Source organism: Prescottella defluvii (assembly GCF_000738775.1).
In the GTDB taxonomy this organism is placed as follows: Bacteria; Actinomycetota; Actinomycetes; order Mycobacteriales; family Mycobacteriaceae; genus Prescottella; species Prescottella defluvii.
In genome coordinates, this window is the sequence record NZ_JPOC01000064.1 from 1 (window position 1) to 23893 (window position 23893).

20 protein-coding genes are annotated in these 23893 nt (G+C 68.9%); 14 read left to right on the forward strand and 6 right to left on the reverse strand.

The genetic code is table 11. The features are described 5' to 3' along the window. The 5 genes from secD to IJ15_RS0120450 all read left to right on the forward strand — a co-directional run. Window positions 1–1211 (forward strand): protein translocase subunit SecD (gene secD / locus IJ15_RS24935; protein ID WP_051919313.1); only part of this gene is annotated, 1211 nt, incomplete at its 5' end. Window positions 1212–1215: 4 nt separating this feature from the next. Beyond that, window positions 1216–2397 carry a protein translocase subunit SecF gene (gene secF / locus IJ15_RS0120435; RefSeq protein WP_031940198.1) on the forward strand — a complete coding sequence of 394 codons (1182 nt, stop codon included), beginning with the start codon at window positions 1216–1218 and terminating at the stop codon, window positions 2395–2397. 1 nt (window position 2398) lies between these two features. Further along, window positions 2399–4153: an ABC transporter substrate-binding protein gene (locus IJ15_RS0120440; RefSeq protein ID WP_031940199.1), complete on the forward strand. Its 1755-nt coding sequence runs from the start codon at window positions 2399–2401 to the stop codon at window positions 4151–4153. Between the two features lie 8 nt (window positions 4154–4161). Continuing rightward, window positions 4162–4731, forward strand: a complete 570-nt coding sequence (locus tag IJ15_RS0120445; RefSeq protein ID WP_031940200.1) for an adenine phosphoribosyltransferase — start codon at window positions 4162–4164, stop codon at window positions 4729–4731. A gap of 82 nt (window positions 4732–4813) precedes the next feature. Next, window positions 4814–7156 carry a RelA/SpoT family protein gene (locus IJ15_RS0120450; RefSeq protein WP_031940201.1) on the forward strand — a complete coding sequence of 781 codons (2343 nt, stop codon included), beginning with the start codon at window positions 4814–4816 and terminating at the stop codon, window positions 7154–7156. Window positions 7157–7276: 120 nt separating this feature from the next. Here the strand turns inward: IJ15_RS0120450 and IJ15_RS0120455 are convergent, their stop codons facing one another. Together IJ15_RS0120455 and IJ15_RS0120460 are read right to left on the reverse strand one after the other, a co-directional pair. After that, window positions 7277–8065, reverse strand: coding sequence for a peptidylprolyl isomerase (locus tag IJ15_RS0120455; protein WP_031940202.1), 789 nt, complete (start codon window positions 8063–8065; stop codon window positions 7277–7279). Beyond that, a complete protein-coding gene (locus IJ15_RS0120460; RefSeq protein ID WP_031940203.1) occupies window positions 8065–8934 on the reverse strand; it encodes a peptidylprolyl isomerase in 870 nt (289 codons plus the stop codon). Before IJ15_RS0120460 ends, IJ15_RS0120455 begins: the two co-directional genes overlap by 1 nt. 185 nt (window positions 8935–9119) lie before the next feature. On the opposite strand from IJ15_RS0120460, the gene IJ15_RS0120465 reads away from it, so the two are divergent. The 4 genes from IJ15_RS0120465 (at window position 9120) to IJ15_RS0120480 (ending at window position 14442) form a co-directional block, all read left to right on the forward strand. Beyond that, complete coding sequence (locus IJ15_RS0120465; protein WP_031940204.1) at window positions 9120–9800, forward strand: MBL fold metallo-hydrolase; 681 nt, start codon at window positions 9120–9122, stop codon at window positions 9798–9800. A gap of 15 nt (window positions 9801–9815) precedes the next feature. Further along, window positions 9816–11090: a histidine--tRNA ligase gene (hisS, locus tag IJ15_RS0120470; protein ID WP_031940205.1), complete on the forward strand. Its 1275-nt coding sequence runs from the start codon at window positions 9816–9818 to the stop codon at window positions 11088–11090. Beyond that, complete coding sequence (locus tag IJ15_RS0120475) at window positions 11077–11718, forward strand: hypothetical protein (RefSeq protein WP_051919304.1); 642 nt, start codon at window positions 11077–11079, stop codon at window positions 11716–11718. The genes hisS and IJ15_RS0120475 overlap by 14 nt, the downstream gene beginning before the upstream one ends. Before the next feature lie 120 nt (window positions 11719–11838). Further along, window positions 11839–14442 (forward strand): helix-turn-helix transcriptional regulator, encoded by a 2604-nt coding sequence (locus IJ15_RS0120480; protein WP_031940207.1) that lies wholly within the window; start codon window positions 11839–11841, stop codon window positions 14440–14442. A gap of 9 nt (window positions 14443–14451) precedes the next feature. Here IJ15_RS0120480 and IJ15_RS0120485 read toward each other — a convergent pair whose 3' ends face one another. Together IJ15_RS0120485 and IJ15_RS0120490 are read right to left on the reverse strand one after the other, a co-directional pair. Then, window positions 14452–15798 carry a hypothetical protein gene (locus IJ15_RS0120485; RefSeq protein ID WP_031940208.1) on the reverse strand — a complete coding sequence of 449 codons (1347 nt, stop codon included), beginning with the start codon at window positions 15796–15798 and terminating at the stop codon, window positions 14452–14454. After that, window positions 15795–16124, reverse strand: coding sequence for a type VII secretion target (locus tag IJ15_RS0120490; protein WP_031940209.1), 330 nt, complete (start codon window positions 16122–16124; stop codon window positions 15795–15797). Before IJ15_RS0120490 ends, IJ15_RS0120485 begins: the two co-directional genes overlap by 4 nt. A gap of 266 nt (window positions 16125–16390) precedes the next feature. On the opposite strand from IJ15_RS0120490, the gene IJ15_RS0120495 reads away from it, so the two are divergent. The 3 genes from IJ15_RS0120495 to IJ15_RS27085 all read left to right on the forward strand — a co-directional run bounded on the left by IJ15_RS0120495 (window position 16391) and on the right by IJ15_RS27085 (window position 19452). After that, on the forward strand, window positions 16391–17875 hold the full coding sequence (locus tag IJ15_RS0120495) for an MFS transporter (RefSeq protein WP_231569614.1): 1485 nt from the start codon (window positions 16391–16393) through the stop codon (window positions 17873–17875). A 14-nt stretch (window positions 17876–17889) separates the two neighbouring features. Next, complete coding sequence (locus IJ15_RS0120500) at window positions 17890–18447, forward strand: TetR/AcrR family transcriptional regulator (RefSeq protein ID WP_231569615.1); 558 nt, start codon at window positions 17890–17892, stop codon at window positions 18445–18447. A 345-nt stretch (window positions 18448–18792) separates the two neighbouring features. Continuing rightward, window positions 18793–19452, forward strand: a complete 660-nt coding sequence (locus tag IJ15_RS27085; protein WP_051919317.1) for a M23 family metallopeptidase — start codon at window positions 18793–18795, stop codon at window positions 19450–19452. Between the two features lie 105 nt (window positions 19453–19557). On the opposite strand, the gene IJ15_RS0120510 is transcribed toward IJ15_RS27085, so the two are convergent. Next, complete coding sequence (locus tag IJ15_RS0120510; protein WP_031940213.1) at window positions 19558–19923, reverse strand: RidA family protein; 366 nt, start codon at window positions 19921–19923, stop codon at window positions 19558–19560. A 119-nt stretch (window positions 19924–20042) separates the two neighbouring features. Between IJ15_RS0120510 and IJ15_RS0120515 the strand changes: the two genes are divergently transcribed. Continuing rightward, entirely contained in the window at window positions 20043–21068 is a 1026-nt protein-coding gene (locus IJ15_RS0120515; protein WP_031940214.1) for an Rv2578c family radical SAM protein, read from the forward strand. 336 nt (window positions 21069–21404) lie between these two features. On the opposite strand, the gene IJ15_RS0120520 is transcribed toward IJ15_RS0120515, so the two are convergent. After that, a complete protein-coding gene (locus IJ15_RS0120520; RefSeq protein WP_031940215.1) occupies window positions 21405–22556 on the reverse strand; it encodes an acetyl-CoA C-acetyltransferase in 1152 nt (383 codons plus the stop codon). A gap of 167 nt (window positions 22557–22723) precedes the next feature. Here IJ15_RS0120520 and IJ15_RS0120525 point away from each other — a divergent pair, with 167 nt between their 5' ends. Next, window positions 22724–23893, forward strand: coding sequence for an AI-2E family transporter (locus IJ15_RS0120525; protein WP_031940216.1), 1170 nt, complete (start codon window positions 22724–22726; stop codon window positions 23891–23893).

Sequence of the window (23893 nt, forward strand, 5' to 3'; positions counted from 1 at the left end):
GCTGCTGGACCACGGGGTCCTCGCTCTGCCGGGTCGCCTTGGCCGCCGCGTCCTCGCCCGCCCCGGCACCCGAGCCCGGTTCACCCGAGGCGGCGGCGGCCGAGATCGCGGCGGCCAAGGCGACCCGGCAGAGCGAGGACCCCGTGGTCCAGCAGCAGGCCATGGCGACGCTCGACTGCTCGGCGCCCGACCCGTTGCAGGGCAACGACGATCCGGCGCTGCCGCTCGTCGCCTGCTCGACCGACGGCACCACCGTCTACCTGCTGGCACCCAGCATCATCGACGGTCAGGAGATCTCCGACGCGTCGTCCGGCTTCAACAGCCAGCAGTCGCGCTACGAGGTGAGCCTGAGCTTCAAGTCGAGCGGTAGCACCACGTGGGCGCAGTTCACTTCGGCGAACATCGGCAAGCAGGCCGCCTTCACGCTCGACTCGAAGGTCGTCAGTGCGCCCGTCGTGCAGGGCGCGACCCCGGTCGGCAGTTCGACGTCGATCACCGGCCAGTTCAACCAGACCCAGGCCCAGGAGCTCGCGAACACGCTCAAGTACGGTTCGTTGCCGCTGTCGTTCGAGGCGTCGGAGGCGGAGACCGTCTCGGCGACCCTCGGCCTGCAGTCGCTCGAGGCGGGTCTGATCGCCGGCGCGGTCGGCCTGGTGCTGGTGCTGCTCTACTGCCTCGTCTACTACCGCATGCTCGGAGTGCTCACGGCGCTCTCGCTCGTGCTGTCGGGGCTCATGGTCTACGCGGTGATGGTCCTGTTGGGCCGGTACATCGGTTTCACGCTGGATCTCGCCGGTATCGCCGGTCTGATCATCGGTATCGGCATGACCGCGGACTCGTTCGTGGTGTTCTTCGAACGCATCAAGGACGAGATGCGTGAGGGACGCAGCTTCCGTTCCGCCGTGCCTCGCGGTTGGGCGCGTGCACGTCGGACGATTCTGTCCGGTAACGCCGTCAGCTTCATCGCTGCCGCGGTGCTGTATGCCCTCGCGGTGGGCCAGGTTCGCGGTTTCGCGTTCACGCTCGGCCTGACGACGATCCTCGACGTGGTCGTGGTGTTCCTGGTGACGTGGCCGCTGGTCTACATGGCCTCGAAGTCGCGTTTCTGGTCCAAGCCGAGCGTCAACGGACTCGGAGCGGTCCAGCAGGTCGCCCGCGAACGCAAGAAGGTCGCCACGTCGACCTCCGCATCGTCCGACATGGAGGCATGAAGCAATGAGTGAGTCGAACACCTCCGCCGTCGACGCGGCCGTCACCGACGAGGGCGCGAATCGGGCGCTGCTCCCGCACCACACCTGGTTGCAGCGTCTGTACACCGGCACCGGCGGCTTCGAGGTCATCGGTCGCCGCAAGTTCTACTACCTGCTCACCGGTGCGATCGTGGGCCTGTCGCTGCTGAGCATCCTGGTCCGGGGTTTCACGCTCGGAATCGAGTTCGAGGGCGGCACCCGCATCCAGTTCCCGGCGCCGGGAGGTGTCACGACCGAGCAGGTCGAGACGGTCTACTCGGACAGCCTGGGTATCGAACCGGTGTCCGTCCAGACGGTCGGATCCGGTGCGAGTTCGTCAATCGAGATTCGTTCCGAGGCGCTCGACGCCGGACAGGTGAACGCGCTGCAGAATGCGTTGTACGACACGTTCCAGCCGCAGGACAGTAGCGGGAACCCGTCGAAGAACGCGATCAGCGTCGCGGATGTCAGCGAGACGTGGGGTGGACAGATCACCCAGAAGGCGCTGATCGCGCTGGTGGTGTTCCTGGTCATCGTCAGCGTCTACATCGCGGTCCGGTTCGAGCGGGACATGGCGATCGCCGCGATCGTCTCGCTGTTCTTCGACATGATCGTCACGGCCGGCGTGTACTCGCTCATCGGTTTCGAGGTGACGCCCGCGACGGTGATCGGTTTGCTCACGATCCTCGGCTTCTCGCTCTACGACACCGTGGTGGTGTTCGACAAGGTCGAGGAGAACACCCGGGGGATCCTGCACCTGAACCGGCGCACGTATGCCGAGCAGGCGAACCTGGCCGTCAACCAGACCCTGATGCGTTCGATCAACACGACGGTCATCTCGGTGCTGCCGGTGATCGCGCTGATGGTCGTCGCGGTGTGGCTCCTCGGGGTCGGCACGCTCAAGGACCTGGCGCTGGTGCAGCTCGTCGGCATCATCGTCGGCGCGTACTCGTCGATCTTCACCGCCACCCCGATGCTGGTCAGCATCAAGGAGCGGTGGGGTCCCGTTGCCGCGCACACCAAGAAGGTGCTGGCGAAGCGGGAGGAGGCGTCCGGCACGCAGACCGCCGCGGCGGGCCGGCCGGAGCCGCGGGTGCGTCCCACGGCGGGTCGCGCTCCCAGCCCGGGTGCCACGCCGACCGGAAAGCGCAACAAGAAGAGGCACTGACATGCCGGATGTGAACCCGTCCCGAACGTCTCCCCGTACCCGTCGCCGCGTCGTCAGGTCGCTGGTCGCCCTGGCGGCCGCGGCGGCGGTCGGTGCAACCGCAGCATGCGGCGAGCCCGCCGATCAGGTGCCGTCACTGGGTTTCGCCATCGACAACGTGGTGACGACCTACAACGGCAACACGGTCGAGGGCTCGGCAACGGGTGCGCGGCAGGCGCTCGGTCGGGTGCTCACCGGCATGAGCTACACCGGACCCACCGGCGGACCGGTCGCGGATACCGATTTCGGCACGTCCAGCGTGCTGCCCGGTGACGTGCTGACCGTGCAGTACCGCCTCAACCCGGCATCGGTGTACTCCGATGGTGTTCCCGTCTCCTGCGACGACTTCGTACTGGCGTGGGCGGCGGGCAGCGGACGGTTCACCCGCACCGGCGAGGGCGGCGCCGCGCCGATGTTCGCGGCGGCCACGCGTGCCGGTTACTCCGACATCGAGCGGGTCGACTGCCAACCCGGATCGAAGGACGCCACCGTGGTGTTCAAGCCGGGGCGCGGCTACCTGGACTGGCGTTCGCTGTTCGGGGCCACCGAGCTGATGCCGGCCCACGTGGCCGCGCAGGCTGCCGGTGTGCCCGATCTGGTCGGCGCGGTCCAGTCGGGTGATGCCGACGCGGTCGGTCGCATCGCCGACTTCTGGAACACGGGTTGGACGCTCACTCCCGGAGAGCTGGAGTCCACGAGACTGCCGTCGTCGGGTCCGTACCGGATCGATTCCTACACCGCCGACGGTGGGCTGGTGCTCGTCGAGAACGAGCGCTGGTGGGGCAACAAGCCCGCGACGTCGCGAATCGTGGTGTGGCCCAAGGGGTCGGATGTGCAGTCCCGCATCGACGACGGTGAGATCGAGGTCGTCGACGTCGGCTCGGGATCGATCGGAGGGCTGGATCTCGGCGACGGCTTCGACGTCGTCGACCGGCCGTCGCGCAGCGTCGAGCAGTTGGTGCTGGCCACCGACGGGACCCTCGGCTCAGTCGACGCCCGTCGCGCGTTGGCGCTGTGCCTGCCGCGTCAGCAGCTGTTCGACACGCTCGGGCATCCCGGTTTCGACGTCGCGACCGGGCCGGGGTCGGGTGTCGTCGACTCGCGGATCACGGCACCTGACACGCTGTTCTACTCGTCGGCGGTCGCGGCCGAGGGCGGGATCTACACCGATCCGGACATCCCCGGTGCGATTGCGGCGCGGGAGGAGGCGGGCCAGTCGAACCTCACGGTGCGGGTCGGCTATCTCGGCCCCGACGAGCGGCGGGCGCAGACCGTGCGCGACATCGCCGCGTCGTGTGCGGGCGCGGGGATCACGGTCGAGGACGCGGGATCGCCCGACTTCCTGCCGACGGCGCTGGGTGCCGGTCAGGTCGACGCCGTGCTCGCCGGAACCGGTTCCGCGGCGGGTGCGGCCGGCGTCAGTTCGACGACCGCCGCGGCCTTCGCGTTGCACTCGGGCAACGGCGACAATTTCGGCGGGTTCTCCAACGGGCGCTTCGACCAGATCGCCGATCAGCTCGCGGTCGACGGCTCGCTGTCGGCGCGGATGGCGCTCGCCGGGGAGGCGGAGGCGATCCTGTGGAACGAGATGCCGACGATTCCGCTGTTCGACCAGCCGCGGACCACAGCGCATTCGAAGGGGATGCACGGGGTGGTGCCGAACCCGACGAGGTCCGGTGCGGGTTGGAACATGGACCGGTGGATACTTCTGAGGTGATTTCTCAGATGGATGCGCCCGAAGCTGCCACGCCGCCGAACCTCACGACCGCGCTGGGGAAGGCCGCCGAGGCGGTGTCACGTCTGACCCGGTGGTGTGACGATTTCCCGACCCCCGGCGTCCGGTTCGCTGATCTCACCCCGGTGTTCGCGGACGGGCCCGGCTACCGGGCGGTGATCGACGGTCTCGCGGCGGCCGGCGCCGGCGCCGATCTCGTGGCGGGTGTCGATGCGCGCGGCTTCCTGCTCGGCGGTGGCGTCGCACTCGAATTGGGTTGCGGTGTGCTGGCGGTGCGCAAGGCCGGCAAGCTGCCGCCTCCGGTGCACTCGGAGAGCTACGCGCTCGAGTACGGTGCGGCGACACTGGAGATTCCGTGCGACGCGCCCGACCTGAAGGGCCGCCGGGTCTTCGTGATCGACGACGTCCTCGCCACCGGTGGGACGCTGTTGGCGGCCGCCGAACTGCTGGCCCGAGCCGGTGCGGAGGTGGTCGGTGTCGCGGTGGTGCTCGAGATCGAGGAGCTCGGTGGCCGGGACCGGTTCGGAAGGTACCCGCTGACGTCGCTCGTCCGCGTCTGAGGACTACAGTTGTGCCTGGTGGTGTAGCAGTGCCGCCGGGTCCCGAGGGACCGCCCGCAGCGCGGTGGCAGGAGGTGACGGCATGACCCAGCATCTTGATCGGTCTCAGAACACAGGTGCGCCCGGTACAGGGGCGACCCCGCCCGCCGAGAAGTCCGCACCCGCGTCCGTCCCGACGTCCGCGTCGCGGCGGGTCCGGGCCCGGCTGGCCCGGCGCATCACCGGTGCGCGTAATGCCCCGGTCCGCCCGGTCCTCGAACCGTTGGTCACGCTGCATCGGGAGCTCTACCCCAAGGCCGATTTCTCGCTGCTGCAGCGGGCCTACGACGTCGCCGAGCAGCGGCATGCGACGCAGTTCCGCAAGTCCGGTGACCCGTACATCACCCACCCGCTGGCCGTCGCGAACATCCTCGCCGAACTCGGCATGGACACCACGACGCTGGTGGCGGCGCTGCTCCACGACACCGTCGAGGACACCGGGTATTCGCTCGAGGAACTGACCGCCGAGTTCGGTGACGAGGTGGCGCACCTCGTCGACGGCGTCACCAAGCTCGACAAGGTGGTGCTGGGATCGGCCGCCGAGGGCGAGACGATCCGCAAGATGATCATCGCGATGGCGCGGGATCCGCGGGTGCTGGTGATCAAGGTCGCCGACCGCCTGCACAACATGCGCACGATGCGTTTCCTGCCGCCGGAGAAGCAGGCCCGCAAGGCTCGCGAGACGCTGGAAGTGATTGCGCCGCTGGCACATCGACTCGGCATGGCGACGGTGAAGTGGGAGCTCGAGGACCTGGCGTTCGCGATCCTCCATCCGAAGAAGTACGACGAGATCGTCCGCCTGGTCGCCGATCGTGCGCCGTCGCGCGACACCTACCTGGCGAAGGTGCGGGCCGAGATCAACGCGACGCTGTCGGCGTCACGGATCACCGCCGCCGTCGAGGGTCGTCCCAAGCACTACTGGTCGATCTATCAGAAGATGATCGTCAAGGGCCGCGACTTCGACGACATCCACGACCTGGTGGGTGTGCGGATCCTGTGCGACGAGATCCGGGACTGCTACGCCGCGGTCGGTGTCGTGCACTCGCTGTGGCAGCCGATGGCGGGCCGGTTCAAGGACTACATCGCGCAGCCACGGTACGGGGTGTACCAGTCGTTGCACACCACGGTGATCGGCCCCGAGGGCAAGCCGCTGGAGGTGCAGATCCGAACACGGGACATGCACCGCACGGCGGAGTTCGGTATCGCTGCGCACTGGCGGTACAAGGAGACCAAGGGGCGTCACTCCAGCGATGTCGCCGAGGTCGACGACATGGCGTGGATGCGCCAGCTGCTCGACTGGCAGCGGGAGGCCGCCGATCCCGGCGAGTTCCTCGAGTCGCTCCGATACGACCTCGCGGTCAAGGAGATCTTCGTCTTCACGCCGAAGGGTGACGTGGTGACGTTGCCGGCCGGTTCCACACCGGTCGACTTCGCGTACGCCGTGCACACCGAGGTCGGGCACCGCTGTATCGGCGCCCGCGTCAACGGTCGACTGGTGGCGCTCGAGCGCACGCTCGAGAACGGTGAGGTCGTCGAGGTCTTCACCTCGAAGGCGGCCAACGCCGGGCCGAGTCGGGACTGGCAGTCGTTCGTGGTGTCGCCGCGCGCGAAGACCAAGATCCGGCAGTGGTTCGCGAAGGAACGCCGCGAGGAAGCGCTCGAAGCCGGCAAGGACGCCATCGCGAAGGAGGTTCGCCGCGGCGGACTTCCCTTGCAGCGCCTGATGAATGCCGAATCGATGACGGCGATCGCGCACGAGTTGAGGTACGCCGACGTCTCCGCGCTCTACACGGCGGTCGGCGAGCACAACGTCTCCGCACAGCACGTCGTGCAGCGACTGGTCGCGCACCTGGGCGGCGTCGGTGCCGTCGAGGAGGAGTTGGCGGAACGGTCGACGCCGTCCACCATCCCCACCAGAACCCGCGGAAGCGGCGACGTGGGCGTGCTCGTGCCCGGCGCGCCGGGCACCGTCGCCAAGCTTGCGAAGTGTTGCACCCCGGTGCCCGGCGACGAGATCCTCGGATTCGTGACCCGTGGCGGGGCGGTCAGCGTGCACCGCACCGACTGCACCAACGCAGGCTCGCTGCGTCAGCAGTCCGAGCGGATCATCGACGTCGAGTGGGCGCCGTCGCCGACGTCGCTGTTCCTGGTGGCCATCCAGATCGAGGCGCTCGACCGGCACCGCCTGCTGTCGGACGTGACGAAGGCACTCGCCGACGAGAAGGTGAACATCCTGTCGGCGTCGGTGACGACATCGGGGGACCGGGTCGCGATCAGCAAGTTCACCTTCGAGATGGGTGACCCGAAGCACCTCGGCCACGTGCTGAACGTGGTGCGCAATGTCGAGGGCGTCTACGACGTCTACCGAGTCACATCGGCCGCATAGGCGCTGGAGCCCCGAACCGCCCCTGTACACCCCTCCGGGATACCACCGGAAACAGCTGAAGGGTCCCTTCGTGCGCTGTGAGCGTACGAAGGGACCCTTCAGCTGTTGCGTGGGGCTGGGTCAGCCGACCTTGGCGGTCTCGATGGTGACCGGGGTGGCCGGGGCGCCGTCGCCGGCTCCGGTGGCACCCTTGACGCCGGCTGCGGCGATGGTGTCGAGGGTCGCGAGGCCCTCGTCGGAGATGGTGCCGACCACCGTGTATTTCGGCGGGAGGAGGGAGTCCTCGAAGACCAGGAAGAACTGGCTGCCGTTGGTGTCGAGTCCGGCGTTGGCCATCGCGAGGGTGCCGCGGGGGTAGACGACGGGGCTGTTCAGGGCGGGATCGTCCGCGGCGTACAGGCTGGTCGGGTACTCGTTCGGGTACTGGTATCCGGGGCCGCCGCTGCCGAGCCCGGACGGGTCACCGCACTGCAGCATGCCGAGGCCGGGAACGGTGGAGATGCGGTGACAGGGGGTGCCGTCGAAGTACGCCTGCTCGGTGAGGTTGACGAAGCTGTTGACCGTGCAGGGTGCCTTCGCGCGATCGAGGGTCAGGCCGATCGGTCCCGCATCGGTGGTGAGGGCGACCGCGACGGTGCCCTCGGTGGAGACGCCCGTCGCGTTGGGGGCCGCGACGTTCTTCGAGGGCGGGCCGGCCGGGGCGTAGCTGCAGTCGACGATGGGTGCGACGGGTACCGCGGCGGCGGGCAGGGCCGCGTACCGGGACATGTCGATGGACGGCGCTGCCGGCGTCGTCCAGGCGGCCGAGGCGCTGGTCGAGGAGTCGGTGGAGTTGTCGTTGTCGGAGGAGCACCCGGTCAAGGCGAGTGTCACGCCCAGTCCGGCTGCGACAAATGCTGTGCGCTTCATCAGTCCAGTCTCACACTCGTGATTTCGATGGGCAGGTTCGGCTTGCCGTCGCCGGGCTGGCTGGACGAGTCGTTTCCGGCCGCGGCGATCTTGTCGAGCGTGGCGAGGCCGGTCTCGTCGATCGTGCCGAACACGGTGTAGTCGGGCGGCAGCTGCGAATCGCCGTAGACCATGAAGAACTGGCTGCCGTTGCTGTCGGGCATGCTGCTGTGCGCCATCGCGAGGGTGCCGCGGGGGTACGACGCGGGTGCGCTCAGTGCGGGATCGCCGGCGGCGTACTGGTCGGTGGGGAACTCGTTGGCGAAGCCGTAGCCGGGCCCGCCCGTTCCGGTTCCGGTGGGATCGCCGCACTGGAGCACCTGCAGGCTGTCGCCGGTGGTGAGGCGGTGGCAGCTGGTGCCGTCGAAGTAGCCCTGCGAGGCGAGGCTGATGAAATTGTTGACGGTGCAGGGTGATTCGGCGTTGTTCAGCGTCAGGCCGACGTTCCCCTGGGAGGTCTCCATGCTCGCGCTGACGGTCGCGACGGTGGTGTCGATGCCCTCGGTGCGCGGCGGGGTGTTGGGCTTGGACGCCTCGCTGCCGTCGGGCGTGTAGGTGCAGTTCACGAGATTCGGGAGTGCCTCGGCGCGTGCGGTCGGCAACGCGCCGGCGGTCTGTGTCTGGGAGGCGGCGGTGTTCTCGGTGGACTTGTCCTCGTCCTTGCCGCTCAGCGTCACCACGACGGCCCCGATCGCGACCACGACCACGACGCCGACGACCGATCCGATGATCGTCATCTGCTTGCGCTTTCGTGCGCGTTCGGCGCGCCGTTCGAGCTGGCGTTCCAGCTTTCTCTTCGCTGCTTCCCGGCGCTGCTGATTGCTCGGCACTGCGGTAGTCCTCCCGTACGTCTCGTTCGGTTTGTTCCGGAATGTCTCGTGGCGCCCGCTGCCGCGTGAGGGCTTCGGGCGAGTCTGTCATTGCAACCTGAGAAGATCCTGGCGTGACGACAGCCTAGGCTGTATGCGGTCCGGATTGGACCCCGTAATCGACCCGTACTTTAGGAGTTGCCGCCGTGCTCGTCACCGGATTCCCGGCCGGGATGTTCCAGACCAACTGTTACATCCTCGCGCAGGACGACTCGACGGAGTGCGTTGTCGTCGATCCCGGCCAGGACGCGGCCGAGCCGTTGGCGCAGTTTCTCGCGCAGTCGGAGCTCGAGCCCCGGGCGGTGCTGCTGACGCACGGGCATCTGGATCACACGTGGTCGGTGCAACCGGTGTGCGAGCGGTACGGCATCCCGGCGTACATCCACCCCGAGGACCGTTACATGCTCAGCGATCCCTCGCGCGGCATCGGTGCCACCATGAACGAGTTCATCGCCGGGATGGAGTTCCGTGAGCCTGCCGAGGTGATCGAGCTCGCCGACGGTGACGAGTTGTCCGTTGCGGGTATCGACTTCGTCGTCGATCACACTCCGGGGCACACCCAGGGGTCGGTGGTCCTCCGCACCGAACTGTCGACCGATCAGGGCCCGCTGCAGGTCGCGCTGACCGGGGACACGCTGTTCCAGGGTTCGATCGGCCGCAGTGATCTTCCCGGCGGCAACCACGAGCAGTTGCTGCGCTCGATCGCGCGCAAGTTGCTCGTGCTCGATGACGCCACCGCGATCCTGCCCGGCCACGGGGGATCGAGTTCGATCGGCCAGGAACGGGCCGCGAACCCGTTCCTCGTTGGACTGAGCGCCTCCCAGTAAGGAAAAGTAAGCACCGTGAGTAAGTCCAGCACCTTCTCGGCCCCCAAGGGCATTCCCGATTACGTCCCGCCGCAGTCCGCGGAGTTCGTCGCCGTGCGCGACGGGTTGACCCGTGCGGCGCGGCTGGCCGGCTACGGCCACATCGAGTTGCCGATCTTCGAGGACACGGGCCTGTTCGCCCGCGGCGTCGGTGAGTCCACCGATGTCGTGTCGAAGGAGATGTACACGTTCGCCGACCGCGGCGACCGCTCGGTGACGCTCCGACCGGAGGGCACCGCCGGTGTGATGCGGGCCGTGATCGAGCACGGCCTCGACCGCGGCCAGCTCCCCGTCAAGCTCAGCTACGCGGGTCCGTTCTTCCGGTACGAGCGACCTCAGGCGGGCCGCTACCGTCAGCTGCAGCAGGTCGGCGTCGAGGCGATCGGCGTGGACGATCCGGCGCTCGACGCCGAGGTCATCGCGATCGCCGACGCCGGTTTCCGCAGCCTGGGCCTCGACGGCTTCCGCCTCGAGATCACCTCGCTCGGCGACGACACGTGCCGGCCGCAGTACCGGGAGCGCCTGCAGGAGTTCCTGTTCGCGCTACCGCTCGACGAGGAGACTCGTCGTCGTGCCGAGATCAACCCGCTGCGCGTGCTCGACGACAAGCGCAAGGAGGTCCGCGAGATGACCGCGGACGCCCCGCTCATGCTCGATCACCTCTCGGAGAGCGCGAAGGCGCACTTCGATCAGGTCCTCGCGCATCTCGATGCCCTCGGGGTGCCCTACGTCGTGAACCCGCGAATGGTGCGCGGCCTCGACTACTACACCAAGACCACGTTCGAGTTCGTCCACGACGGTCTCGGCGCGCAGTCCGGCATCGGCGGTGGTGGCCGCTACGACGGACTCATGGAGCAGCTCGGCGGTCAGCCACTGTCCGGTATCGGCTTCGGAATCGGTGTGGACCGGACAGTCCTGGCGCTCGCCGCCGAGGGCAAGACCGCCGGCAACCCCGCGCGCTGCGAGGTGTTCGGGGTGCCGTTCGGTGACGCCGCGAAGTCCCGGATGGTCACGATCGCGCGGGATCTGCGGGCGGCCGGGATCCGCGTCGACATGGTGTACGGCGACCGTGGTCACAAGGGTGCGATGCGTGCCGCGGACCGTTCGGGGGCGACGCTGGCCCTCGTGCTCGGCGACGACGAACTAGCCGCCGGTACCGTCGCGGTGAAGAACCTGAGTACCGGAGACCAGACCTCGGTTCCGTTGGAAGGTGTTGTCGCGCAGATCGGTTCGATTCTTGCCGACGCCTGACCGGGCCGGCGGGAGCGAGTTCTCCCTCGACCTGATCCCGGCGTCGGTGCTGGCGCCGCGGATGCGCCGGATCGCCATGGTCTCGATCGTCATCGGGATCGTGGTGGGCGCCGTGGTCGCGATCTTCGCGGCGCCGCCGGTGGCGGTCGCGGTCGGTGCGGTGATCGGCCTGCCGACCGCACTGTCCGCGATCCTGGCGACTCGACGTCGAATCTGGCTGGACGGCAACACGATCCACGCATCGAACGGACTGCGTCACCGGCGGGTCGACGTGGCTGCGGCGGTCAGCGTCGAGTTCGTCGTCCGGTCCGGGCGGATCAGTCAGGTTGCGGCGCGGATCGGGGACGGTCGATCCGTGCAGAACGTGCCGCTCGCGCTCTACACGGCCGACGGCGGACGGGAACTCGAGGTGCTCGGGTTGCGCAAGCTCGCCGACGCGCTGTCCGCGAGCGAACTGGCACCCGCGGCCGCCGCGGCCTCGCTGCTCATCGAGCAGTTGCGGGCGGAGGCGCGGGGCGCGGGCCTGGAGGAGCGACCGCTGTACCGCGCGGTCACCATGGTCCGCGACGCGGGACGGGTGCCGCAGACGGTGCTCACCGACCAGGAAGTCGCGGCACTGTCGGACTGACGCCCCTGGGCCGGCGGGGACCGGCGCGGACCCGGCGCGGACCGACCGGGCGGTAACTCCCTGGTTGCGGGTTCGGCCGTTCGCTTCGCTGTGCCGTCGGACAGGATTATCGTTCGAAGCATGGTGGGACTCTGGCCGGTCCTCGATCGTGCGGCGTTTCTCGAGGGCACAGAGGAACTGCTCCGTAACGGCACGACGTGCGGAGTGGTGCTGGTCGGTACCGCCGGAGTCGGCAAGACGACGATGGCCCGGGAACTGGTGGGTTCGCTGACCGGCGATGCCCGATGGATCGTCGGCACCGAGTCCACCCAGTCGATTCCCCTCGGCGCGTTCGCGCCGCACCTGGCCCGCACCACGTCGCGTGACCCCGTGGTCGCGCTGCGTGCGGTGCGCGACCTGCTCGCCGAGGACGGCACCGCTCCCGACGGCGGGCTCGGCATCATCGGGGTGGACGACGCGCATCTGCTCGACGAGTTCTCGGCCGGACTGGTACACCAGCTGGCGGTCGGCCGCGACGCGCGCCTCGTCGTCACCGTGCGCAGCGGTGCTCCGGTGCCGGGCGCGATCGAGGCGCTGTGGAAGGACGGTCTGCTCACCCCGTTCGTGGTCCCGCCGTTCACGCGGCAGGAAATGGACGACGAACTCCACGCCGTCCTCGGTGCCCCGGTGGAACGGTTCAGCGCGGACGAGATCTGGGAGGTGTCCGAGGGCAATCCGCTGTTCCTGCGGCATCTGGTGGAGGGAGCCCTCGACGGCGGCACACTCCGCAAGACGGGGGGAGTGTGGCAGCTGCGGGGCCGGCCCGGGGTGTCCGCGGCCCTCGCGTCGCTGCTCGAATCGCGTTTCGCGCGGACACCGCGCGACGCCCGCGACGTCGTCGACTACCTCGCATTCTGCGAACCACTCGAGCTCGAGGTGCTCAGCGAACTCGTGAGCCGGCGGTCGATCGAGGAGGCCGAACGGATGGACCTCGTGCGGATTCTCAGCGTGGGGAACGCCCATGTCGTGCGCCTGGCGCATCCGCTGTTCGGTGAGGTCATCCGCGATCGAGCCGGTGTGCTCGCCGCGCAACGCATCAAACGGCGACTCGTCGAGGTGCTGCGCGCGTCCCCCGACCCGGGGATGGTGACCTCGATGCGCATCGCCGAGTTGGCGATGGAGTCCGGGATGGATCTCGACCCGGACCTGCTGGTGCGCGGCGCCGAGGATGCGATCGCGATGGCCAGCCTCGAACTGGGCGCGCGACTCGCCGGCGCTGCGGTCCGGAGCGGAGCCGGCTTCGACGCGTCGTTCGCGCTGGGCCGAGCCCTGATGTGGCAGGGCCGGGGTGACGAGGCCGAGGACGTGTTCGCTGCCGTCGACCCGGACGTACTGAGCGAGTACGACGTCGCCCGCTGGCTGCTGACCCGGGTCGCGAGCCTGTATCTGGAGGCCGGTCGCCCGCGGGAGGCGGTCGAGTTGTTCGAACGTGAGCGAGGCCGGATCACCGACCCCATGCTTGCGGTGTCGGTGGTGGCCCTCGACGCGGTCCTGCACCTGTACGACCGCCGGACTGAGGAGGCGATCGCGCTGTCCCGCCAGGTGGAGGCGGCGCCGGAGGCGCACCCGTGGGCGCGGGCGAGCGCCGTGTTCGCCGGAGTCGCGGCGCTGACGGTGTCGGGCCGCGGCTTCGAGGTGGGGGCGCTGGCCTCGTCGGCCTGGGAGGCGATCTCACACGGTGACGGCCTGCTGCGTTTCCACATCGGCTACTTCGAGGTCCAGGCGCTCACCCTCGTCGGGCGACTGTCGGCCGCGCAGCAGACCGCGGCCCGGTACCGCGATCTGGCGGCCGGACAACCGAACAGTGCCGCACTGGCCGACGTCGCGTCCGGTGTCGTGGAACTGACGTGCGGCAGGCTCAACGATGCCGCCGAGCACCTGACGGAGGCCCTCGCCGTGCTCGATCGCGAGACCCGATCGGAATGGATGCTGCTCGCCGCGGTGAGCCTGTGTCAGGTGCGGGCCGCGCAGGGCCGTCCCGACGACGCCGCCGAGGCGCTCGCGATCGCCGAACGCCACTCCGGTCCCGAACTGGCATTCTTCGACCCGCTCATCGACGTCGCCCGGGCGTGGGTCGCGGGCGCAGCGGGGGAGGTGTCCGCCGCGGTCCATGCGGCACGACGCGCGGCGGACCTCGCGGCGCAGTCCGGCCAGTTCGCGCTGGAGGCGCTCGCGCTCGACGTCGCCACGACATTCGGCGACTACTCCACGGTTGCGCGGCTCACCGAACTCGGGTCGGTCGTGGACGGGCCGTTCGCAAAGGTGGCGGCCGCCCGGGCGCGGGCCCTGTCGAAGGCGGACGGGCCCGCCCTCGACGCGCTCGCCGCCGAGTTCGAACAGGTCGGGGCACTGATCGCGGCCGCGGACATGTTCGCGCAGGCCGCCACCGCGTACTCGCGTTCCAACGACCGCCGGGGTGAGTTGTCGGCGGCGGCGAAGGCGCACTGGCTGGCATCGCGGTGTGACGGCGCGACCACGCCCGCCCTGGCGAAGGCCGCGCGCCCGCTCCCGCTCACCGATCGGGAACGTGAGATCGCGGTGCTGGTCGGTCGCGGGCTGTCGAACAAGGACATCGCCGGGCGCCTGGTGTTGTCGGTGCGCACCGTCGAGGGACACATCTACCGGGCGTGCGAGAAGCTGGCACTGAGTCACCGCAGCGACCTCGCCAAGCTCGTCCAGGTGTGACGCCGGCGATCAGAACCGGTCGAACTCGTCGACCCCCAGGTCGGCGGGGTCGATGCCGCCGATGACGGCCGGGGCCACCATCGGGAGGTCGCCGACGATGCCGTCGCCCCGCACCGCATCGACGAGGTATCCCGGTGTGTCGCGATCCACGGAGTCGTCGTAGCCGCTGCGCGCCCCCGACGCCCCGGATGTCATTGCGCCGGGTGCAAAACCGCCCGAGGTGGCGGTGCCGGCAGCCGCTGCGGCCGGTCCGACGGGGCCGGCGGTGGGAGCACCGACGACCGGGGATGGTGCGGACGACGGGCCCCGCGCCGCCGAACCGGCGGCCGCCGCACCTCCGCCGCCGATGCCGCCGAGGAACCCTGACGCCGCCGAACCGAAGGCGCCGCCCGCGCCTGCGCTGCCGCCGGCGCCGAAGGCGGTCGTCGGTGGCGTCGCGGCGGGCGCGAAGTCCCCGCTGATCCCCGCGGCCAGGGTGGGTGCCGCGGCGTAGTCGCCGATCTGTCGGGGGACGTTCCCGGCGACAGGTCTTCCGACGGATTCGAGAAGCGAACCGGCGATCGCGATCGGCGACGGACCGCTCCCGGACATGAGGCCGGCAGCGGGCGCGGGCGCCGCCGGCACCGGGACCTCGGCCCCCAGCGCTGCCATCGCCGACTGATGGCCGGCGAGTTCGGCGCGTGTCTCGGCGACCACGGTCAATGCGCGCTGGAGGTGATCGGCGGCGGCCGCGATGAGCATGGTCTGCCCCGGTGGGGTGAGGGCCACCGGCGCGGCGGAGACGGCGGTCGCGACGAACGACTCGACGACTGCGAGGAGCTTCGCGTTGCCGCGGGCCACCGAACCCGCCGCTTCCTGAGTGACGGCGGCGATCTCGTTTCCGCGCACGCTCAGTTGCTCACCGGCGACGTAGGCCTGCCGGCCACGGGACTGGGCAGCGAGTGCGGCCTGCCCCTCCCAGACCTGATCGAGGGTCTTCAGCGCGGACAGGCCCACCGACAGTGCGGTGTCGATGCTCGACGAGGATTGCTGCAGCATCGCCGTCGGATCGAGACCACCGACCGCGCCTGTGCCGAACGCACCGGCGAGTTCGGAAATCGGCTGCAGCAGTTGATCCAGGCCCGGCAGAGGCGGCAGAGGCGGTAGCGCCGGCATCGGCGGCATCGGCGGTAGTGCGCCGGCCGCGATGTCGGTGAACGGTGTCTCCAACAGCGGCCCGATCGGCGACGCGGCGAGTGCCTCCATCGGGGTACGGGGAACCGGCATGTCGAGCACCGGCGCGACCGGCGATGCCTGCAGGAGATCCAGCACCGTCGGCTGGTCGTTCCCCGGTGCCGTGGGATCCGACGGGATCATGCGTTCCCCCCCAGCGTGTCTCGTGCGGCACCGAGGACTGCGCCGGTGGCGCGATCGGTGGTGTCGTACGCCGCGGCGACGGTGTGCGCGACCGAGCTCGTGCCGGCGTACACGTTCGCCAGGGCCGCAACCGATTTCGCGTGCGTCACCCGTGTTGCGGCGAACGTCGCGAGGAAGTCGGCGCCGATGACACCGAATACCGGCGTCAGCGCCGCGACGTCGGCGGCGGCGTCGAACGCACCCGCCGCTCCGATGTGTGCGGCCGTCTGCGCCGCGATGTCCCCGTATGCGCGGATTTCGTCCGGCGCAGCAGTGAATCCGTCCATGTCGACCCCCCAGTCAATGGTTCCGGTGACACTGTAGCGGAGGAGTCGAGGTGCGCACGCCGTGTCGGTGCGGGGCTGTGGACAACTCCGCAACCGCCTCGGGCCGGGCGGGATCGAGGTGTTCCGGCGTGTTCGGAGCAGGGTGGAATCGCCGGCGGGGCCGCCGATCGTGGGAATCGAGTGGGAATCGATTTGCGTCGGCGTGGTGAATGGGTGTTCACTCGGTGGTGAACGACCATTCACCACGCACTATCGGAGATGATCCATTGTCAGCACGTCCCGCGCCCGCGACGCTCTCGGAAGCTCCGTCACCCACCCGCAGATCCAGCGCACTCATCACCGCGGTCCTGTGCCTGTGCGGCACGGTCGTATCGCTCCAGCAGACGCTCGTCATCCCGTTGCTACCCGATCTCCGGGGCATCCTCGGGGTGAGCGCCGACGACGCGTTCTGGCTCGTCACGATCACGCTCCTGACGGCGGCTGTGGCGACCCCCATCGTCTCGCGCCTGGCGGACATGGTCGGAAAGCGGCGGATGATGCTGGTCGCGATGGGAATGATGGTGTGTGGGTCGGTGATCGCCGCCCTCGGGGGAACCTTCGTCGCGGTGCTGATCGGACGCGGCCTGCAGGGATTCGCGTCGTCGCTGATCGCGGTGGGCATCGGGATCATGCGTGACGAACTTCCCCGGGAGAAGGTGCCGGCAGCGACCGCCCTGATGAGTGCGACGCTGGGCATGGGCAGCGCGCTCGGACTCCCGTTGGCGGGGGTCATCTATGCGAACCTCGGCTGGCATGCGGTCTTCTGGATCGCGGCCGGGGCCGGGACGCTGTTGTTCGTCGCCGTGGTCCTGGTCGTTCCCGAATCGAAGGTGCGGACACCGGGACGCTTCGACTTCCTCGGCGCACTCGTCCTGTCCGTCGCGCTGGCGTCCCTCCTGCTCGGCATCTCCAAGGGCGGATCCTGGGGGTGGGGATCGGGCCGGACGATCGGGTGCTTCGTGCTCGCGGCGGCGGTGCTCGCGGTCTGGGTGCCGTACCAGCTGCGGGTGAAGGATCCGATGGTCAACCTGCGGACCTCCGCGCGCCGTCCGGTCCTGCTTACCAACCTGGCGTCGATGATCGTCGGGTTCGCGATGTTCGCGAACATGCTCTCGACCACGCAGCAGTTGCAGATGCCGGAGGGGACCGGTTACGGCTTCGGACTCAGCGTGTTCACGGCCGGACTGTGCATGGTGCCGGCGGGTCTGTCGATGGTGGTCTTCTCGCCGCTGTCCGCGAAGATCACCACACGATTCGGCGCTCGGATCACGCTCATCACCGGTGCGTTGATCCTCGCTGTCGCCTACGTGTTCCGGGTGCTGTTCAACGGGTCGATCGAGGTGATCGTCCTGGGGTCGATGATGGTCAACATCGGTACCGCGATCACGTACTCCGCGATGCCGATCCTCATCATGCAGTCCGTGCCGATCGCGGAAACCGCTGCCTCCAACGGCCTGAACTCGCTGCTCCGCTCGATCGGCACCTCGACCTCGAGCGCGGTGGTCACCGCGCTGCTCACCGCGATGACGATGGAGGTCGCCGGGGTCCAGTTGCCGACACTCGCGGCCTTCCAGACCGTGTTCGCCGTCGCCTGTGGCATGGCGATCCTCGCGGCCGGCGTCGCATGGTTCATTCCGCGGACGGCACGGAAGGTTCGCATGTCCACGGTCGTGACGGCATCCGCCGAGGCGCGGACCTCGACGCCGACATGACTAGGGTTGTGCGGGTGAGCGGAAAGTCCACGCGAGAGAACATCATCGACGCGGCGCGAGCCCTGTTCGCCGATCGCGGCTACACGGCCACCACGATCAAGGACGTCGCCGAACGCGCCGGGTGCTCGCCCGCGATGGTGATGAAGCTGATGGGGAGCAAAGCCGAGTTGTACTCGGCCGCAGCGCCGTCACTGCCGTCGGCCACCGACGATCCACACGTCTGCGAGAACGAGTCGGTGGGATACCGGATGGTGCGCAACATCGTCGAACGCCGCGACGAGGACGCGTCCGAGCCGTGGGTGATGATGCCCCTGCTGATCCACGAGGCGCCCGATCGCGCTGCCGCGCAGGCGGATGCGCGGGAACGCTACATCCGTGGCATCTCGTCCAAGATCGGCGACACCTCCGCGGATCGACTGCCCACCCAGATGGTCGTCGCGGCGCTCCTCGGTCTCGCCACGGGCCTGCGGACCGTGGGTCTCCTGCCACCCGAGATCCTCGGCAGCGACGAGCTCGTCCGCCGCTACGGTGCCGTGGTCCAGGCGATCATCGACGGGATCGATCCGGGGTAGGACGGCGTCGGCGACCTGCACGATCACCGGTTCCCGATCGCCCGGTCCGTCCGGATCCGGCCCCGCCGTCTTCGGACGAGCTGAAACGAATCGGTCGCCGGATCGCCCAGTCATTGCTACCGTCACCGCACACAAGGAAACCGACAGGACTGGTGCGCGGGGTTGCGCCATCCCGGATGAAAGGCGGACCCGCGCAGATGATGTCGACGTCGTGCCCTCGCTCGGTTCGTCGACTGATTCCCGCGACCGTCGGATTCTGTTCCACCCGTGATCTGACGGGCTCGATTTCTTGTGGTTCAACCGGTCCGATTCGGACCTGATTCGACCTTCGAGAAGGGTGCACGCATGGGAAGCGCGAAGTTGCGGTTGGGATTCCGGCGGTTGGTTGCGGGTGCATTGGCAGGTGCTGGTCTGACGACAGCCCTCGTGATCGGGTCCGCATCGACTGCAGCAGCGCAACCAGCGCTTCCACCCTTACCGGGATCGGCCGACATCGCGCAGTTCCTGAACGACGCCGCCGGCGCGATCAACGACGCCGCCGGCGCGATCAACAACGTCGCGGGCGCGCTCCAGAGCTTCGACCTCGGTTCCAGTTCGGGGCTGCCGTTCGGCAGCCTGGGGAGCCTCGGTGGCGTCGCCAAGCCGGCCTCCGGGCCGATCACCACCCGCTTCGGCGGCGGGCACATGGGCATCGACATCGCCGCCAACATGGGCGCGCCGATCTACGCGGTGGCCGACGGCACCGTCATCAATGCCGGTCCCGCATCGGGATTCGGTCTGTGGGTCCGGATCAGGCACAACGACGGCACGGTCACCACCTACGGCCACAACGACGTCAACTTCGTCTCCGTCGGCCAGCGGGTGTTCACCGGCCAGCGCATCGCCAACGTCGGTAACCGGGGCAACTCGACCGGCCCGCACCTGCACTTCGAGGTCGATCTGCCGGGCGGAATCAAGACCGACCCCATCACCTGGCTGGCGACGCGCGGCGTCCTGATGTTCTGACGGACGCTCGACACGGCCGGGACGCATCGGTCCGCTCGGAACGGTTCGGGCCGCACCGTCGAGGAGTCCTCGACGGTGCGGCCCGTTGCGGCGGCTGTGACGCGCTCAGTCGGTGACGACGGCGTCGGCCTCGATCTCGATCAGCAGGTCGGAGTCGATGAGCGCGCTCACCTCGAGAATGGTGGTGGCCGGGCGGATCTCGCCGAAGACCTCACCGTGGGCGAGGGCGGCCTCCTCCCACTTCGACATGTCCCGCAGGTACATGCGGGTGCGGATCACGTCGTCGAGCGAAGCCCCGGCCTCGGTCAGCGATGCCGCGATCGTCGCGAGCGCTCCGCGCGTCTGCTCCTCGAGGGTGGCGCCGGGGGAGGTGGTGCCGGACACCGCGATCTGGTTCCCGATCCGCACTGCGCGGGAGTAGCCGATCTTGGGCTCCCACTCGGACCCGGAGGAGATGTTCATTCTGGTCATGGTCGGAGATTGTGGCAGTCGAATGTTTCGGGCATGTGGCGGGACTTCACACCGCCGGCATCGAACAGTTCTTCGAAGAATCGGTTGACACGAGTTAGCACGCATGTTCGACTGAGGTCATGAGGTGGCAGGGTCAGACGCTCGACGCGGACGACGGCGCGCTTCCAGGTCTCGAGCGTGCCGGCCTGGTCCGGAGCATTCAGACGCCGGAGTTCGAGGGAATCACCTTTCACGAGGTGCTCTGCAAGAGCGCGCTCAACAGGGTGCCGGAGGGTGCGTCGTTGCCGTTCGACTTCACCGTCAACGCCTTTCGGGGGTGCGCTCACGCGTGCCGCTACTGCTTCGCGCGGCCCACCCACGAGTATCTGGATCTGGATTCGGGGCACGACTTCGATTCCCAGGTCGTGGTGAAGATGAACATCGCCGCGGTGCTCCGGCGCGAGCTGTCCCGGCGCTCGTGGAAACGGGATCACGTCGCGCTCGGCACCAACACCGACCCGTATCAGCGCGCCGAGGGACGCTACCGGCTGATGCCGGGCATCATCGGTGCGCTCACCGAATCACGCACGCCCTTCTCGATTCTGACGAAGGGCACCCTGCTGCGGAGGGATCTTCCACTGCTGCGGCACGCGGCCGAACGGGTGTCGGTCGGCGTAGGGGTGTCGCTCGCGATCCACGATCCCGAGTTGCAGAAGGCCGTCGAGCCGGGGACGCCGTCGCCGCGGGCGCGGCTCGAACTCATCCGAGCCGTCACCGACGCCGGGTTGCCGTGCAACGTCATGGTGGCCCCGGTGATCCCGTACCTGACCGATTCGACCGCGCACCTTGACGGGCTGCTGGCCGCCATCGCCGAGGCCGGGGCGACCGGGGTGACGATCTTCCCGATGCACCTGCGGGGCAGCACCCGGGGGTGGTTCCTGGAGTGGCTCGCGTCCGAACATCCCGCGCTGGTCCGGAGGTACCGGCAACTCTACGGTCGCGGTGCCTACGTCACACCCGAGTACAAGGCCTGGCTCCGGTCGCGGGTGGAGCCGATGGTCGAGAAGTACGGCTTGGGAGGGCATGCGGAGCATCGTGCCGTTGCCGTCCCGGACCGCCGCGAACTTGTCGGTGCCGGAGCAGCGCCCGCGCTGACGTTGTTCTGAGGCGCCGGCCCGTCCCTCGGGATTCGGCCGCTGGGCAGGGCTCGAACCCCGCGTCCAGCGGAACCGCAGTGACCGTGACGGTGGCGAGCACTCACGCCGATACGGGTGCCCACCGGCACGTGCCGCGGCCCCCCCGTACCTCTCTCGGTGCGGGGGCCGGCGCTCACGCAGGCCAGGTGTCCCGCTTGCCCGTTCGGCCACGCGGTCGATCGCCCAGGTGTCGAGGGTGTGGCGATTGTCGTAGGTGGTGTTTTCTCGTGGGTGACTGCGAGCCGGACGATGTCCCGGTGGGACTCGACCGAGAAGGTCGCTACGGACATATGTCAACGGGCAGGCTCAGTCCAGTCGTTCGACGATCAGGACGTTCGCGGTTCCTCCGCCCTCGCACATCGTCTGCAGGCCGAACCGCCCGCCCGTGCGCTCGAGCTCGTGCAGCATCGTCGCGAACAGCTTGGTTCCGGTCGCGCCCAGCGGGTGACCGAGCGCGATCCCGCCGCCGTTGACGTTGACGCGGTTCGGGTCGGCCCCCGTTTCGGCGACCCAGGCCAGCACCACGGATGCGAAGGCCTCGTTGACCTCGATGACGTCGAAGTCGTCGATGTGCATCCCGGTGCGGCGCAACGCGTGTTCGGTGGCCGGGATCGGCGCGGTGAGCATGAAGACCGGGTCGTCGCCGCGGGCGCTCAGGTGATGGATCCTCGCGCGCGGCCGCAGGCCGTGTGCCCGGACGGCCGCCTCGGACGCGACGAGCGTCGCGCTCGCGCCGTCGCAGATCTGGCTCGCCAGCGCGGCGGTCACGCGTCCGCCCGGCCGCAGCGTCGGCAGGGCGGCCATCGCCGCGCGGCTCGTGTTCCGCGGGCACTCGTCCGCCGCGAACGCGCCGACGGGGGCGATCTCGGCGTCGAAGCGGCCCAGTGCTGCGGCCGTGCGGGCGCGCTCGTGACTACGCAGAGCCCACCGCTCCATGTCCTCGCGGCTGATGCCCCACTTCTCGGCGATGAGTTCGGCGGCGCGGAACTGGGAGATTTCCTCGTTGCCGTAGCGCCGATGCCATCCGGCGGAACCGGATTGCGGCTCCTCGAACCCGTATCGGCGGCCGGCCGTCATGGCTGCGGAGATGGGGATACGGCTCATGCTCTGGACGCCGCCCGCGACGACCAGATCGGCGGTCCCGCTCAGCACCGCCTGCGCGGCGAAGTGCAGGGCCTGCTGGCTCGACCCGCACTGCCGATCGACGGTCACCCCGGGAACGTGCTCGGGCAGCCCTGCGGCCAGGCCGGCGGTGCGTGCGATGTTGCCGGCCTGGCCGCCGATCGCGTCGACGCAGCCGAAGACGACGTCGTCGATGGCGGCCGGGTCGATCGGGGTGCGGTCGAGGAGTGAACGGATTGCGCTCGCTCCCAGGTCGATCGGGTGGACGGACGCCAAGGCGCCGTTCTTCTTGCCGACCGGGGTACGGATCGCGTCGATGATGTACGCCTCGCCCATGGGACGCTCCTCGGGATTAAGTAGGTAGATAATTAATCTATATACCGTCCCGGGGTGAACGTCCACCCCCGGAGATCGGGGGGACTTCTGCCGGGGAACCTCCCCGCCGAATCCTGCTGGGACGGGTAGGTTCCCGCGGTAGGGCGGCAATCGGGGCGGAGGGTGCGATGAGCGGCGATGACACGCAAGGCGACTCGCAGGGCGGCTCGGACGGACGCACGTCGATCGGCGACCTCGCTCGCATGGTGAATCTGCGCTCGCTACGGGTGGCGATCGTCTACGTCCTGCTCGCGGTTGCGGCGTACCAGATCGCGGGCTGGATGTTCGTTCACATCCGGGACTTCCTCGGCATACTCTTCCTCGCGTGGCTCGCGAGCGTGACCATCGAACCGGTCGTCGACCGACTGGAACGGGCCGGGCTCCGGCGGGGCGCCGGAACCGGGCTGGTGCTGTTCGGGACGATCCTGTTCGCGATCGGGTTCATCGCGATCTTCGGTGCGTTGCTCGCGGAGCAACTCGCGCAGTTGCTCGGCGCACTGCCCGACGCCCTCACTCACGTCACGGAATGGGCGAACAAGCAGTTCGGCACCGATTTCGCCACGGGCAAGGATTTGATCAACATCACGCCCGAGACCATCCAGAGCCTCGCCGAGAGGTTCACCCCCGGGGTCCTCGGTGTCGTGTCGACACTGGTCGGCGCCGTGTTCCAGGCGGCGACGGTGCTGCTGTTCGTCTTCTACATGTCGGCGCAGGCACCGCAACTACGCAAGACCATTTCGGGTTGGTTCCCGGCGCGCCAGCAGAAGGTGATCGCAACCGTGTGGGAGATCTCCGTCGACAAGGCGGGCGGGTATGTCGTGTCCCGCGTCATCCTCGCGGCATGCAGCGCTGTCGCGACGGGGATCTTCTTCCTGGTGATCGGCGTCCCGTACTGGCTTCCGCTCGCGATCTGGACCGGCGTCGTCTCCCAGTTCATCCCCACCATCGGTACCTACCTCGCGATCGGGCTGCCCGCGATCATCGCGGCGGCAGCGCAACCCCTCGACGCGGTATGGGTGGTGCTGTTCGGGACCGCGTACCAGCAGATCGAGAACTATCTCCTCCACCCGCGGATCACGTCCCGGACCGTCGCGATCCATCCCGCGGTCGCCTTCGGGTCGGTCATCGTCGGGGCCTCACTGTTCGGAGCGGTCGGCGCGCTGGTCTCGGTGCCGGTCGTCGCGGTGATCCAGGCGATCGTCGAAACGTACGGCCGCCGATACGAACTGGTCCAGGAAGTGGGCGCGGAGTCCGGGGCGTCGGAGAATGACGATCGGGATCGCGACGACGGCGACTGA